General features: G+C 69.2%; 12 protein-coding genes. 9 read left to right on the top strand and 3 right to left on the bottom strand.

Going from position 1 to position 13,188, the window contains the following annotated elements; genetic code table 11:
- Positions 1 to 140 precede the first annotated feature (140 nt).
- Together ABZW96_RS06895 and ABZW96_RS06890 are read left to right on the top strand one after the other, a co-directional pair.
- Positions 141 to 632: a YajQ family cyclic di-GMP-binding protein gene (locus ABZW96_RS06895; RefSeq protein ID WP_355072035.1), complete on the top strand. Its 492-nt coding sequence runs from the start codon at positions 141 to 143 to the stop codon at positions 630 to 632.
- A gap of 69 nt (positions 633 to 701) precedes the next feature.
- Positions 702 to 1,166, top strand: a complete 465-nt coding sequence (locus tag ABZW96_RS06890; RefSeq protein WP_355072033.1) for a MarR family winged helix-turn-helix transcriptional regulator — start codon at positions 702 to 704, stop codon at positions 1,164 to 1,166.
- 11 nt (positions 1,167 to 1,177) lie between these two features.
- On the opposite strand, the gene htpX is transcribed toward ABZW96_RS06890, so the two are convergent.
- Entirely contained in the window at positions 1,178 to 2,059 is an 882-nt protein-coding gene (gene htpX, locus ABZW96_RS06885; protein ID WP_355072031.1) for a zinc metalloprotease HtpX, read from the bottom strand.
- A 158-nt stretch (positions 2,060 to 2,217) separates the two neighbouring features.
- Entirely contained in the window at positions 2,218 to 3,258 is a 1,041-nt protein-coding gene (locus ABZW96_RS06880) for a polyprenyl synthetase family protein (protein ID WP_355072144.1), read from the bottom strand.
- A gap of 223 nt (positions 3,259 to 3,481) precedes the next feature.
- Here ABZW96_RS06880 and ABZW96_RS06875 point away from each other — a divergent pair, with 223 nt between their 5' ends.
- Genes ABZW96_RS06875 through ABZW96_RS06865 form a run of 3 tightly spaced genes read left to right on the top strand, consistent with a single transcriptional unit; the run spans position 3,482 to position 5,691 of the window.
- Positions 3,482 to 4,750: a geranylgeranyl reductase family protein gene (locus tag ABZW96_RS06875; RefSeq protein WP_355072029.1), complete on the top strand. Its 1,269-nt coding sequence runs from the start codon at positions 3,482 to 3,484 to the stop codon at positions 4,748 to 4,750.
- Between the two features lie 16 nt (positions 4,751 to 4,766).
- Positions 4,767 to 5,195 carry an AraC family transcriptional regulator gene (locus ABZW96_RS06870; RefSeq protein WP_355072027.1) on the top strand — a complete coding sequence of 143 codons (429 nt, stop codon included), beginning with the start codon at positions 4,767 to 4,769 and terminating at the stop codon, positions 5,193 to 5,195.
- A 58-nt stretch (positions 5,196 to 5,253) separates the two neighbouring features.
- Positions 5,254 to 5,691, top strand: coding sequence for a VOC family protein (locus tag ABZW96_RS06865; protein WP_067810448.1), 438 nt, complete (start codon positions 5,254 to 5,256; stop codon positions 5,689 to 5,691).
- Between the two features lie 43 nt (positions 5,692 to 5,734).
- Here ABZW96_RS06865 and ABZW96_RS06860 read toward each other — a convergent pair whose 3' ends face one another.
- On the bottom strand, positions 5,735 to 6,241 hold the full coding sequence (locus ABZW96_RS06860) for a DUF2505 domain-containing protein (RefSeq protein ID WP_355072025.1): 507 nt from the start codon (positions 6,239 to 6,241) through the stop codon (positions 5,735 to 5,737).
- Between the two features lie 39 nt (positions 6,242 to 6,280).
- On the opposite strand from ABZW96_RS06860, the gene ABZW96_RS06855 reads away from it, so the two are divergent.
- The 4 genes from ABZW96_RS06855 to ABZW96_RS06840 all read left to right on the top strand — a co-directional run bounded on the left by ABZW96_RS06855 (position 6,281) and on the right by ABZW96_RS06840 (position 13,069).
- Positions 6,281 to 6,754 (top strand): DUF3592 domain-containing protein, encoded by a 474-nt coding sequence (locus tag ABZW96_RS06855; protein ID WP_355072023.1) that lies wholly within the window; start codon positions 6,281 to 6,283, stop codon positions 6,752 to 6,754.
- A 109-nt stretch (positions 6,755 to 6,863) separates the two neighbouring features.
- On the top strand, positions 6,864 to 8,006 hold the full coding sequence (locus ABZW96_RS06850; protein WP_355072021.1) for a glycosyltransferase family 1 protein: 1,143 nt from the start codon (positions 6,864 to 6,866) through the stop codon (positions 8,004 to 8,006).
- Between the two features lie 74 nt (positions 8,007 to 8,080).
- Positions 8,081 to 8,785 carry a demethylmenaquinone methyltransferase gene (locus ABZW96_RS06845; RefSeq protein ID WP_355072019.1) on the top strand — a complete coding sequence of 235 codons (705 nt, stop codon included), beginning with the start codon at positions 8,081 to 8,083 and terminating at the stop codon, positions 8,783 to 8,785.
- A gap of 114 nt (positions 8,786 to 8,899) precedes the next feature.
- Positions 8,900 to 13,069 (top strand): bifunctional nitrate reductase/sulfite reductase flavoprotein subunit alpha, encoded by a 4,170-nt coding sequence (locus tag ABZW96_RS06840; protein ID WP_355072018.1) that lies wholly within the window; start codon positions 8,900 to 8,902, stop codon positions 13,067 to 13,069.
- Positions 13,070 to 13,188: the final 119 nt, after the last annotated feature.

Below are 13,188 nucleotides of genomic sequence, written 5' to 3'. Positions count from 1 at the left end.
ATCGAACCCGCACCCTGAATGCAAACCGGCTGGCTATCGGCCGTGCGACGCGACTACCCTCGGGTCTCCGGGTAGAACTGACGGGGGCTGGAAGCGTCCGGTTCAACTCACCCGTCGGACCATCAGAACAGGAGCGCAGCGTGGCTGATTCGTCTTTCGATGTTGTGAGCAAGGTCGACCGGCAGGAGGTCGACAACGCCCTGCATCAGGCGGAGAAGGAGCTCAACACCCGCTACGACTTCCGCGGCACCGGCACGTCGATCGAATGGTCCGGCGAGGACAAGATCGTCCTCACCGCGGAGGCGGAGGAGCGCGTCAAGGCCGCGCTGGAGGTGTTCAAGGAGAAGCTGATCCGCCGCGACATCTCGCTGAAGGCGTTCGACGCGGGTGAGCCGGTCTCCTCCGGCAAGGTCTACAAGATCACCGGTTCGCTGGTGCAGGGCATCGACTCCGAGCACGCGAAGAAGATCTCCAAGAAGATCAGGGACGAGGGCCCCAAGGGCGTGAAGGCGCAGATCCAGGGCGACGAGCTGCGCGTGAGCAGCAAGAAGCGCGACGATCTGCAGGCCGTCATCGCCCTGCTGAAGGGCGAGGATTTCGGGATCGCGCTGCAGTTCGTCAACTACCGCTGAGCGCCGGGTCCGCAGCGCGGCCGGGTCGGTCGCGTTCAGCGTGTCCACGAGGGTGCTAGAGGGGACTGCATGTCGACCGAGGAGCGGGCCGGACTCGGCGTGGACGAGGGCATCCGCACGTTGTTGCTGCTCATGCCGCGCGTGGTCGGACGGGCCAAGAAGTTGGGCGTTCCCCCGGAGCTGGAATCCCTCTCGCTGGCGCCGCGGCACCTGTCGTTGCTGGCCAACCTGGTGTTCGACGGCCCGACCACGGTGACGGACCTGGCCGCCCGGCTGGAGGTGGCGCCGACGACGGTGAGTCTCATGGTCGGCGAACTCAGCAAGCAGGGTGTGCTCGAACGCGGCACCGACCCGGACGACCGCAGACGCACCATCGTCGCCATCGCATCGGCGCACGAGCGATCCGTGCACAAATGGCTGGGACGCAGCGCTCGCGCCTGGCGTACGGTGCTCGAGCCGCTCACGGCGGACCAGCGGAAGTTGTTCGTCGATACGTTCCGCGCTTACGAAGACCAACTGGCCTCGGACGACTGAGGCCGCCGGGCTCAGTACCGGCGGGGACCGCCCGCCATCTCCTCCAGCCGGGCGATGCGCTCGTTCATCGGCGGGTGCGTGGTGAACCAGCGGGCGACCCGCTCACCCGGACGGAACGGGTTGGCGATCATCAGATGCGACTGCGACGCCAGCCTCGGTTCGGGCGGTAGTGGGGCGGTGTGGACGCCGCGTTCGATCTTCCGCAGTGCGGAGGCGAGGGCCAGCGGGTCGCCGGTCAGTTCGGCGCCGGATTGGTCGGCCTGGAATTCGCGCGAGCGGGAGACGGCCAGCTTGATCAGCGTGGCCGCGATCGGGCCGAGCAACGACACCAGCAGCACGGCCAGCACGTTCGGCCCCTCGCCGTTGCGGTTGCCGCCGAACATGGACGCGTAGACGGCCAGGTTGGCCAGGCCGGAGATGACGGCGGCGAGCGCACCCGCGATCGAGGAGATGAGGATGTCGCGGTTGTAGACGTGCGACAGTTCGTGGCCGAGCACGGCCCGCAATTCCCGCTCGTCGAGAAGTTGCAGGATGCCGCTGGTGCAGCACACCGCGGCATGGCGCGGATTGCGTCCGGTGGCGAAGGCGTTGGGCGCGTTCGTGGGGCTGATGTACAGCCGTGGCATCGGCTGGCGCGCGATGGTGGCCAGCTCGCGCACGATCCGGTACATGACCGGCGCCTCCAGCTCGCTGACCGGCTGCGCGTGCATGGCCCGCAACGCGATCTTGTCGCTGTTGAAGTACGCGTAGGCGTTCATGCCCACCGCGAGCAGGATCGCGACGACGAGGATCGTCGGGTTGCGGAACAGCGCGCCGATGAACACGATCAGGGCCGACAGGCCCACCATCAGCCCGAACGTCTTCAGCCCGTTCGCAAACCCGTGCCCGTGCATACGTCTCCCTTGCCGCTCCCCCGTTCACCGAGTCGCCTTACAGCAGATAAACGATAGAAGCTCCAGGCAAAGTTCCGATGAATCCGCGCCCAGCCGAAATCAGCCGGCGGAAATCAATCCTCGCCGACATGCGCCCCGGCTCATGAGCGGCGGACCACTCAACCCACGCGTTCGATGGTGTAGCGGACCAGCCGCTCGAGCGCGTCGTTCGCGGGGCCGCCGGGCAGGGCGGACAGCTCGGCGTAGGCGAGGTCGGCGTAGCCCTGGAGCTTCTCCTTGGCCAGCGCCATGCCGCGGGAGTCGGCGAGCAGGTCGAGCGCCTCTTTCACCTCGTCGTCGGTCTCCAGCGGACGCGCGAGTAGCTTGCGCAGCCGGTCGCCGTCGACGCCCTCCTCGCGCAGCGCGTACAGCACCGGCAGCGTGTGCACACCTTCACGCAGGTCGGTGCCAGGGGTCTTGCCGGACTGCTCGGAGGCGGAGGAGATGTCGATGATGTCGTCGGAGATCTGGAAGGCGGTGCCGACCGCGTCGCCGAGCCGGGCCAGTCGCTCGACGTGCTCGGCATCCGCACCCGAGAAGGTGCCGCCGAAGCGGCCTGCGGCGGCGATGAGCGAACCGGTCTTCTCCCACACCACGCGCAGATAGTGCTCGACGGGGTCCTGGGATTCGCGGGCGCCCATGGTCTCGCGCATCTGACCGGTGACGAGTTCGGCGAAGGTCTCGGCGATGATGCGCACCGCGTCGGGACCGAGGGTGGAGGTGAGCCGGGACGCGTGCGCGAACAAGTAGTCGCCCGCGAGGATCGCGATGTTGTTCCCCCACCGCGAGTTGACGCTCGGCGCGCCGCGGCGCATCGGGGCCTCGTCCATCACGTCGTCGTGGTACAGCGTCGCCAGGTGCACGAGTTCGACGACGGTGCCCGCGGTGACCAGAGCGGGATCGGCGGGGCGCGGGCCGAGCTGTCCGGTGAGGATGGTGAAGAGCGGACGGAATCGCTTGCCGCCGGCCTTGGCCAGGTGCAGCGCCGCCTCCTGGAGGAATTCCGCGCCGTCGGACAGCTCGTCGACGAGGAGTCTCTCCACGTCCGCCAAGCCGTTGCGCACGGTGTCGGCCAGCCCGACGTCACCGAGATCGACCCCGGCCACGACCGTGCCCGCGTCGCTCCCGGCTTCGCTGTGCCCGCCGTGCGCCGTGTCCATGATTCGCTCGCTGCGCTCGCTCATGGCCGATGTGCTCATTCCTTCTCCCAGCGATGCGTCCGACCCCACGGTAGAGAACCTAGCGTGTCCCCGCCGGATGGCCCATGAACACCGTCACTCTGTGGCGGATCGTCCACTGCCGCACCGCCTCGATGGTGACCGTCCACGACGCGAGCGCGACCGCCGTCGACATCGGCGAGACGGCCCTGCGAGTATGGACCGCATGGGTTCACCGGAAGCGAGTCCCGCGCCCGACGAGGACGCGTTGCCCAGCCGGGCCGAGGTGCTGGTCGTCGGCGCGGGCCCGGCCGGATCGGCGTCGGCGGCCTGGGCGGCGCGGGCCGGACGCGACGTAGTGCTCATCGATTCCGCCGTTTTTCCCAGGGACAAGACCTGCGGTGACGGGCTCACCCCGCGTGCGACCGCCGAATTGGAGCAGCTGGGGCTCGGCGAGTGGGTGCGCGCGCACGTCGTCAACCACGGCCTCCGGATGACCGGCTTCGGCCGCGAAGCGCTGCTGAACTGGCCGGGCGGTTCCTTCCCCACGTACGGAAGCGCGGTTCCCCGAACCGAACTCGACGACAAGTTGCGCGAGACGGCGGTGAAGTCGGGCGCGCGCATGGTGGACGGGACGAAGGTAATGGATGTCACCCGGGAGGGTGACCGGGTCACGGGTGTGACGGTGCGTACGGCGGGCGGCGCGCGCACCATCGCCTGCCGGACGCTGGTGGTCGCCGACGGGGTGCGTTCGCCGATCGGGCGGCTGCTCGGCCGCGTCTGGCATCGGCAGTACGCCTACGGCACCGCCGCGCGGGCCTACATCAAGTCCGGCCGCAGCGACGACCAGTGGATCACCTCGCATCTGGAGTTGCGCGACGCCTCCGGCGAACTGGTTCCCGGCTACGGCTGGGTGTTCCCGCTCGGCAATGGCGAGGTGAACATCGGTGTGGGGTCGCTGGCCACGGAACGTCGCCCCTCGCACATCGCGTTGAAGCCGCTCTTGGCGCACTACACCGCGCTGCGCACCGAGGAATGGCAATTCGAGGGCTCGCTGCGCGCGGTCGCCTCGGCCCTGCTGCCGATGGGCGGGGCGGTCTCGAACGTCGCGGGGCGCAACTGGGTGCTGATCGGCGACGCGGCGGGGTGTGTGAACCCGCTGAACGGCGAAGGCATCGATTACGGCTTGGAGGGCGGCCACATGCTGGCCGGCCTGCTGGACGAGCCCGACTTCACCGCGATCTGGCCGCAGACCCTGCGCGCCCGCTACGGACGCACGTTCTCGGTCGCCCGGCGGATCGCGGGCCTGGCCACGCACCCGCGCATGGTGCCGCTGGGCGGTCCTCCGGTGATGCGGTCGAAGTACTTGCAGCGCACCGCGGTCCGGGTGATGGGCAATCTGGTGACCGACGAGGACGTCGACCTGACCGCGCGGGCGTGGCGGATGGCGGGCCGGGCATCGCTGCGCTTCGACGAGCGTCCGCCGTTCGCTTAGGGACGAGGGCGGCGCGATGGGCGGACAACGAGCGCGCGGCTTGCCCGCGCTGTATCTGCTCCCGCATCTGCGCCGGGCCAGGGACCTCGCGGACCGCCATTACGCCGACCCGCTGCATCTGGAGGAACTGGCGGCGGCCGCCGGGGTGTCGAAATACCACTTCCTGCGCGCGTTCGCCGCGGTCTACGGCCGCACCCCCGCCGTGTACCTGGCCGAGCGGCGCATCGAACGCGCTCAGGACCTGCTGCGCTCGACCAATCTGACGGTCACCGAGGTGTGCATGCTGGTCGGCTACAGCAGCCTCGGCTCGTTCAGCAGCAAGTTCCGGCAGTTGGTCGGGGTCACGCCGTCGGAATACCAGGCGAAGTTCGCCGACGGCGCTCCGCGTATCCCCGGCTGTTTCGTTTTCATGCACGGGCTCTCCGACCGCAAGCCGCCAGGCTGACCGAACGGCGCAATTTCGGAGAAGCCGGTGGCCCCGCGCCCGCCATAGCGTGGACCGCATGACGACGATTACGAACGTTTCCCTGGTGACGGTGTACGTGACGGACCAAACCGCCGCGAAAGAGTGGTACGTCGACAAGCTCGGCTTCGTCGAGACCAGCGATGTCACGATGGGCGACAACGGTTTCCGCTGGGTCACCGTCGCGCATCCCGCGCACCCCGAGCTGGAGATCACGCTGATGCTTCCCGGCCCGCCGCTGGACGAGAACTACGCCGACGCCGTCCGGCGGGCGCTGGCCAACGGCACGCACGGCTCGCTCGGCCTGCGGACCGAGAACTGCCAGAAGACCTTCGAGGAACTCACCGCCAAAGGGGTGGAGTTCGTGCAGCCGCCCGCCGAACGGCCCTACGGGACCGAGGCGATCATCCGGGACAATTCGGGAAACTGGCTGGTCCTGGTGGAGCCGAAGGAGTTCTCGCCGCAGGACTTCGCCTAGGCCGCGACGGCGTTGCCCCGGCGCGCTGGGGCAACGCGCGCGCTCACGCGGTCGACTCGGCGGACAGCCAGTCCTCGATGCTTTTGCGCTCGCCCTTCAGCACTCGGTGGAGCAACTGCTCGGCGAGTGGCTCGATCGCGCCGCCGACCACGAGAACCTTCACCCGCACGGTGCCGACGACCTCGATCTCGGAACCTTCCGCGGTGGAACGGATCTCGTAGGACCCCGACATCGCGGTGTTGATGCCGCCGGTGGAGACCTCGAAGGTGCCTTTGGCGACCTCGCCGACCAGCGGCTGCCAGTTGTCGGTGCGGGAGAAGGTGAGTTCGCTCCTGAGCACCTTGCGGACCAGCGCTGGCACCTTGTCCTCGGGAGCCTTCTCGGTCATATGGATGCGAATGGTGCCCGCGCCGTCGGGATGCGACAGGTCGACTGTCGCCGTCTCCGCCTCGGCGAAGCGGGACCGCCAGACGTCGTCGGTGATGAGTGCCCGGTGGAGATCTTCGACCGGGACTGTGTACGGCACGGTGAAGCTGAATTTTCGGGACATGGCCGCCACCGTAGCCGAGCCGATCGGTAGCCTGTGGCGGTGTCGGAAACCAGCCAGTTCACCAGGCGGCCGATCCGCCTGCGACGGGCCAGGATCGGCGTGTTGATCGCCGCGACGGCGGTGAGCGTGCTCGTCGGGCTGCTGGTGCTGGCCGCGTGGCGCAACGATTATCTGATCAGCTCGGACAAGGGCAGCACCACGGCCGAGGTGCTCTCGGCGGGACGGCTGCGCTCGGCGGTCATGTACGTCACACCGGACGGCGAGACACACAATCCGAAGGTCGGCGTGCTCTATCCGACCAACTTGACCGCGGGCGAGCGGATTCGTGTGGAGTACCGCCGCAGCGACCCGGACCTGGTGCGGGTGGAGGGCCGTGACGTGCGCGTCGCCGTTCCGCCCGCGTTGTCGGTGATCGTCGTGGTGTGGCTGCTCGCGCTGCCCGCGCTGTGGTTGCTTTTCCGCGCGGGTAGGCGCGGTCCCGCGCCGGTGGTCAGGCCCGCCCCGCAGGCCTGAGATCCGCGTCACCGGGAAAGCGGTCGGGGTTCCGATAGTTCGCCGGATCTTTCCGTGCGCTTCACTTCGGCGTGGCGGCGTGGCGCGGTGTAGCGGTCACGCTGGGAGCGTGCGTGTAGCGATCGTCGCGGAGTCGTTCCTGCCGAACATGAACGGTGTCGTCAACTCGGTGCTGCGGGTGCTCGACCACCTGGACCGGAACGGGCACGAAGCGCTGATCATCGCGCCGGACACCCCCCGCGGACAGCCCGCCGCACCGCGCCACTACGAGCGTTTCCCGGTCCACCGGGTACCCGCGGTCATGGTCCCGAAGGTCAGTTCGCTGCCGGTCGGGCTGCCCCAGCCGGGCATCGTCTCGGCCATCGAGGACTTCGACGCCGAGGTGGTTCACCTGGCCTCTCCGTTCCTGCTCGGCGCCGGCGGCCTCGGCGCGGCATTGCGGCTGGATCTGCCCACTGTCGCGGTGTATCAGACCGACGTGGCCGGCTTCGCCAAGAGTTACGGGCTCGGGCTGGCGAGCCGTGCCGCCTGGGGCTGGACCCGGCGCATCCACGAGGGCGCCACCCGCACGCTCGCCCCGTCCCGGGCCGCCGCCGAGGACCTGGCCAGGCACGGCATCCCGCGCGTGCACCGGTGGGGGCGCGGCGTCGACATCGCGCGGTTCACGCCGAGCGCCCGCTCCGCCGAACTACGGGACGCCTGGCTCGCGGGCCGGGACCGCCTGCTGGTGGGCTTCGTGGGGCGACTCGCGCCGGAGAAGCACGTCGAGCGGCTCGCGGTGCTGGCCGCCGACCCGGACATCCAGCTGGTGATCGTCGGCGACGGGCCGGAGCGTCAGCGGCTGGCCCGGCTGATGCCGACCGCGGTGTTCACCGGCGAACTCGGCGGCGGCGAGCTGGCGCGGGCGTACGCCAGTCTGGACGTCATGGTGCACGCGGGCGAACACGAGACGTTCTGCCAGGGCGTGCAGGAGGCGCTGGCCTCCGGTGTCCCGGTGATCGGTCCCGACGCGGGCGGTCCCCGCGACCTGATCGCCCACTGCCGCAACGGCTATCTGCTTCCGGTGGACCGGTTCGGCGAGTTGCTGCCCAGCGCTGTCGGGGCGCTGCACGATCCGGAGCTGCGGACCCGGTTCGCCGGGGCGGCGCGGAAGTCGGTGCTGTCGCGGACTTGGCCCGCCATCTGCACCGAGTTGATGGGCCACTACACGGAAGTGACCGGCGCGCGGATTCGGTTGCCGCATACGGCATGAACCCGGCCGAAGCGTGACGGAGGTATCCACGCGCCGCGCTCGGTTCGTAACAGACCGCGAGTTAGGGTCTTCCCGTGCCGAAAACGCAATCGAACCGGGCCTCGTTGGACAAGCAGCCGCGCGAAGTCGCGGCGATGTTCGATGGCGTCGCCCGGCGCTACGACCTGACCAACACGGTGATCTCCGCCGGACAGGATCGCTATTGGCGCTGGGCGACCCGCAAGGCGCTGGCGGCACGGCCGGGCGAGCGGCTGCTCGATCTCGCGGCGGGCACCGGTGTATCCACCCTGGAATTGCAGAAATCCGGCGCGTGGTGCCTCGCAGCCGACTTCTCCAAGGGCATGCTCAGCGCGGGCCGGTTCCGCGACGTGCCGATGGTGGCGGCCGACGCGATGGCGCTGCCGTTCGCCGACGACTCCTTCGACGCGGTGACCATCTCCTTCGGGCTGCGCAACGTGGCCGACACCGACCTCGCCCTGCGCGAGATGCTGCGGGTCACCAAGCCCGGCGGCAGGCTGGTGGTGTGCGAGTTCTCCGCGCCGGTGCTGCCGGTGTTCCGCACGGTGTACCTGGAGTACCTGATGAAAGCGCTGCCCAAGGTGGCGCGCGTGGTGAGCAGTAATCCCGAAGCCTACGTCTACCTGGCCGAATCGATCACGGAGTGGCCCAATCAGCGCAGGCTGGCGATGCGGATCGCGGCGAACGGGTGGTCGTCGGTGAAGTGGCGCAACCTCACCGGGGGCGTGGTTGCCCTGCACCGCGCCTACAAGCTGGACTGAGCCGGAGATCTGGATCACACCTCACCGACCGATCCGGGAGCGGTGAGGAGGAATGTCACCTGGCGATAACGCGAGGTAAATCCGGCGCAATCGGCGGTCCGCATGATCGGAGACATGACCGATCCAGTGACCGGCCGCGGCGACGGCACCGCCCGAACGGCGTGCTCGTACTGCGGCGTCGGCTGCGGGATAACGGTGTCGACGGCCGCCGACGGCGCGGGCAAGCCGGTGATCGCCAAGGTCAGCGGCGACAAACTGCATCCGGCGAACGCCGGCAGGCTGTGCACCAAGGGGGCGACCCACGCGGAGTTGATGCGCACTCCCGGACGGATGGAGACCGCCTACCGGCGCTTCGAGCGCGGCCAGGTTCCGGTGCCGTTCCCCGTCGACGAGGCCGTCCACGAGGCGGCCACTCGGTTGCGCGCGATTCTCGACGAACACGGTCCGGACGCGATCGCGCTGTATGTCTCCGGGCAGATGTCGCTGGAGGCGCAGTACCTCGCGACCAAACTCGCCAAGGGTTATCTGCGCACGGTGCACATCGAGGCGAACTCGCGGCTGTGCATGGCCAGCGCGGGCACCGGGTACAAGCAGTCGCTCGGCGCGGACGGGCCGCCCGGCTCCTACGACGACTTCGAGCACGCGGACCTGTTCTTCGTCATCGGCGCGAACATGGCCGACTGCCACCCCATCCTTTTTCTGCGGATGGCCGATCGCCTGAAGACGGGCGCGAAGCTCATCGTGGTCGACCCGCGCCGCACCGAGACCGCCGCACGCGCCGACCTGTTCCTGCAAATCGCGCCCGGCACGGATCTCGCGCTGCTCAACGGGTTGCTGCACCTGCTGGTCGCAGGCGGCCACATCGACGCGGAGTTCATCGCCGAGCACACCGAGGGCTGGGACGCGATGCCGGAGTTCCTGGCCGACTATCCCCCCGAGCGCGTGGCCGAGATCACCGGACTGGCCGAGGCCGACATCCGGACCGCGGCCGAATGGATCGGCGCGGCGGGCGAGTGGATGTCGCTGTGGACGATGGGACTCAACCAGTCCACACACGGCACCTGGAACACCAACGCGCTGTGCAACCTGCACCTGGCCACCGGCGCGATCTGCCGTCCCGGCAGCGGGCCGTTCTCGCTCACCGGGCAGCCGAACGCGATGGGCGGGCGCGAGATGGGGTACATGGGCCCCGGCCTGCCCGGCCAGCGCAGCCTGCTCTCCGCCGAGGACCGCACGTTCGTGGAGACCGCGTGGGAACTGGCGCCCGGCACCCTGCGCACCGAAGCCGGGCCCGGCACGGTGGAGATGTTCCGTGAACTGGCCGAAGGAACGATCAAAGCGGCCTGGATCATCTGCACCAACCCCGTCGCCACGGTGTCGAACCGGAAGACCGTGATCGCGGGGTTGGAGGCGGCCGAACTGGTGATCGCCCAGGACGCCTACACCGAGACCGCGACCAACGCCTACGCCGACCTGCTGCTCCCCGCCACGCTGTGGGCGGAAGCCGACGCGGTGATGGTGAATTCCGAACGCAACCTCACCCTGCTGCAGCAGTCGGTCCCGCCCATCGGCGACGCGCGACCGGACTGGCGGATCATCGCCGACGTCGCCACCGCCATGGGATTCCCCGGCTTCGACTTCGCCTCCAGCGCCGAGGTGTTCGACGAGATCAAGCGGTTCGCGAATCCCGCCACCGGCTACGACCTGCGCGGCGTGACCTATGCGGCGCTGCGCGAAGGGCCGATGCAGTGGCCGTGCGCGGAGCCGGACCGCAGGCGCAACCCGATCCGTTACGTCAACGACGGCGTCAGCCAGACGCTGTTCATCGACGAGAACGGCCACCGGCCCCGGCTGGCCTTCGCCACGCCGAGCCGCCGCGCGGTGTTCTGGCCCCGGCCACACCTGCTGCCGGAGGAGATGCCCGACGACGACTACCCGTTCCTGCTGAACACCGGTCGCCTGCAACATCAGTGGCACACGATGACCAAGACCGGCAAGATCGACAAACTGACCAAGCTGAACGGCACGCCGTTCGTCGAGGTGCATCCGGCCGACGCCGAGCGGCTCGGTCTGCGCACGGGCGACCAGCTCGAGATCGCCTCCCGCCGTGGCCGTGCGGTGCTGCCGGTGCAGGTCAGCGACCGGGTGCGGCAGGGCGACTGCTTCGTGCCGTTCCACTGGAACGACGAGCAAGGCGAATACCTGACCATCAACGCGGTCACCAACGACGCGGTCGATCCGGCCTCGCTGCAACCGGAGTTCAAGGCCTGCGCGGTGGCGCTACGCCGGGTGGCTTCCGTGCCGCGGCCGCAGGCTCCCGCCGCGCTGCCCGCGGCTCAGGCGGCGCACCCGCTGGCCGCCGTGCTCGGCCTCGACAGCGGCACCGCCCCCACGCTCAGCGAGACCGAGCGGATCTACCTCAGCGGCTATCTGGCGGCGCTGCAAGCGCTTCCGGTGACCGGTCAGCCGGTGCTTCCGGAGACGGCGCCGATGTCCGCGCACACCAGGCTGTGGGTCGACGGGCTGCTGGCCGGGATGTATTCGCGTAGTGCGGCGCCCACGACGGACACGGGCGCCGCCGCCCGCACGGTCACCGTGCTGTGGGCCTCGCAGACCGGCAACGCCGAAGAGTTCGCCGCCGCCGTCGCGGCACATCTCGCCGAGCACGAATTCACACCGCGCCTATCGGACCTGGACTCCTGCGATCCGGGTGCGCTCCAGGGCGACGTGCTGGTGGTCAGCAGCACGTTCGGCGACGGAGGGCCGCCGGACAACGGAGCCGATTTCTGGGATCGGCTGGCCGACAGAGTCCTGCGGCTGACCGGTGTGCGTTACGCCGTGTTCGCGCTCGGCGACTCCTCCTATGACGACTTCTGCGGTTACGGTCGCAAACTCGACCAGAAATTCGCCGAACTGGGCGCGACCCGATTGCTCCCGCGCGTCGACAGTGAACCCGACTACCAAGACGCGGCACAGCGCTGGCTCGATGACGTGCTCGCCGCCTTGGGCGACGGCCCGGCCGAGGACCCCGCCGATTCGCCGGTGACCGGTGCGGCCGCGCCGAGCCGACCCACGCCCCGTGGCGGCGGGGTGGCCACGGTGGAGTCGCCGAGCATGGCCCCGGCACTCGGTCGCACCCGCACCGCACCGTTCACCCGGGCCGCGCCGCTGCGTGCCGCACTGGTGCGCAACGAGTTGCTCTCCGCCGCGGGATCACCGAAGGAGGTGCGCCGCTTCGCGTTCGATCTGCGCGGCTTGGACGCCGCGTACGAAGTGGGCGATTCGCTGGGCGTCTGGCCGGTGAACAGCACCGCTCTGGTCAGCGAATGGCTATCCGCCACCGGGCTGGACGGTCGCCGCGTCGTGGAAGTCGACGAGCGCGAAGTTCCCCTGGCCGACGCGCTGCGCACGCACTTCGACATCACCAAGGTCGGTCAGGATCTGCTCGGCTTCCTCGCCGAGCGCAACGCCAGCGGCAAACTCGCCAAACTGCTGCGCCGAGACAATCGCAACGAGCTGGCGAACTACCTGTGGGATCGGCAGGCCGTCGACGTGCTGCGCGATTTCCCTGTGCGGGCCGATCTGGTGGAGTGGCTCGGCACCCTGAAAAAACTGCAGCCGCGCCAGTATTCGATCTCGTCGAGTCCGCGGGTCAGCCCGGATGAAGTGGAGCTGACCGTCGGCATCGTGCGCTACGGCGACCCGGCGGCCACCGGCTCGGCGGCGCGGCGCGGCGGCGTTTGCTCGACCTTCCTCGCCGATCGCGCCGACCTCACCGACACGGCGGTGCCGATCTTCCTGCAGCGCGCACCGCATTTCCGTCCTCCGGCCGACCCGACCGCGCCGATGATCATGGTGGGCCCCGGCACCGGCATCGCCCCCTTCCGCGGATTTCTTCAGGAGCGCAGGGCCCTCGGCTGCACCGGACGCAACTGGCTGTTCTTCGGCGATCAGCACGCGGCGCACAATTTCTACTACCGCACCGAGCTGGAGGACATGTTCCGTTCCGGCTTCCTGACCCGGCTCGACCTGGCCTTCTCCCGAGACCAGCGCGAACGGATCTACGTGCAGCACCGCATGATCGAGCACGGCGCCGAGCTGTGGTCCTGGCTGCGCGACGGCGCCCACTTCTACGTCTGCGGCGACGCCAGCCGCATGGCCAAGGACGTCGACGACGCGCTCCTGCGAATCGCCCGCATCCACGGCAAACTCGACGAGGACGGCGCACTGGCCTTCAAGAAGCAACTCATCGCCGAGAAGCGCTACGTCCGCGACGTGTACTGACCGACCGTATCGCCGGGCCCACAGCGCTCGATTCAGTGATCGACATCACATCATGGAACGCGGTCGCACTCCGCTCCGTCAAGAAACACGACGGGTTCGAAGCGACCGTCACCGACCGC

This window comes from Nocardia sp. NPDC004168, from assembly GCF_040610355.1.
In the GTDB taxonomy this organism is placed as follows: domain Bacteria; phylum Actinomycetota; class Actinomycetes; order Mycobacteriales; family Mycobacteriaceae; genus Nocardia; species Nocardia sichangensis.
Note: the sequence above shows the minus strand (reverse complement) of the source record. Positions and strands in the feature narration are given on the sequence as shown.

Coding starts and splice junctions, on each gene's coding strand:
- ABZW96_RS06890 (WP_355072033.1), top strand. CDS start 702: ATGTCGACCGAGGAGCGGGCCGGACTCGGCGTGGACGAGGGCATCCGC.
- ABZW96_RS06880 (WP_355072144.1), bottom strand. CDS start 3,258: ATGGACACGGCGCACGGCGGGCACAGCGAAGCCGGGAGCGACGCGGGC.
- ABZW96_RS06875 (WP_355072029.1), top strand. CDS start 3,482: ATGGGTTCACCGGAAGCGAGTCCCGCGCCCGACGAGGACGCGTTGCCC.
- ABZW96_RS06870 (WP_355072027.1), top strand. CDS start 4,767: ATGGGCGGACAACGAGCGCGCGGCTTGCCCGCGCTGTATCTGCTCCCG.
- htpX (WP_355072031.1), bottom strand. CDS start 2,059: ATGCACGGGCACGGGTTTGCGAACGGGCTGAAGACGTTCGGGCTGATG.
- ABZW96_RS06865 (WP_067810448.1), top strand. CDS start 5,254: ATGACGACGATTACGAACGTTTCCCTGGTGACGGTGTACGTGACGGAC.
- ABZW96_RS06860 (WP_355072025.1), bottom strand. CDS start 6,241: ATGTCCCGAAAATTCAGCTTCACCGTGCCGTACACAGTCCCGGTCGAA.
- ABZW96_RS06840 (WP_355072018.1), top strand. CDS start 8,900: ATGACCGATCCAGTGACCGGCCGCGGCGACGGCACCGCCCGAACGGCG.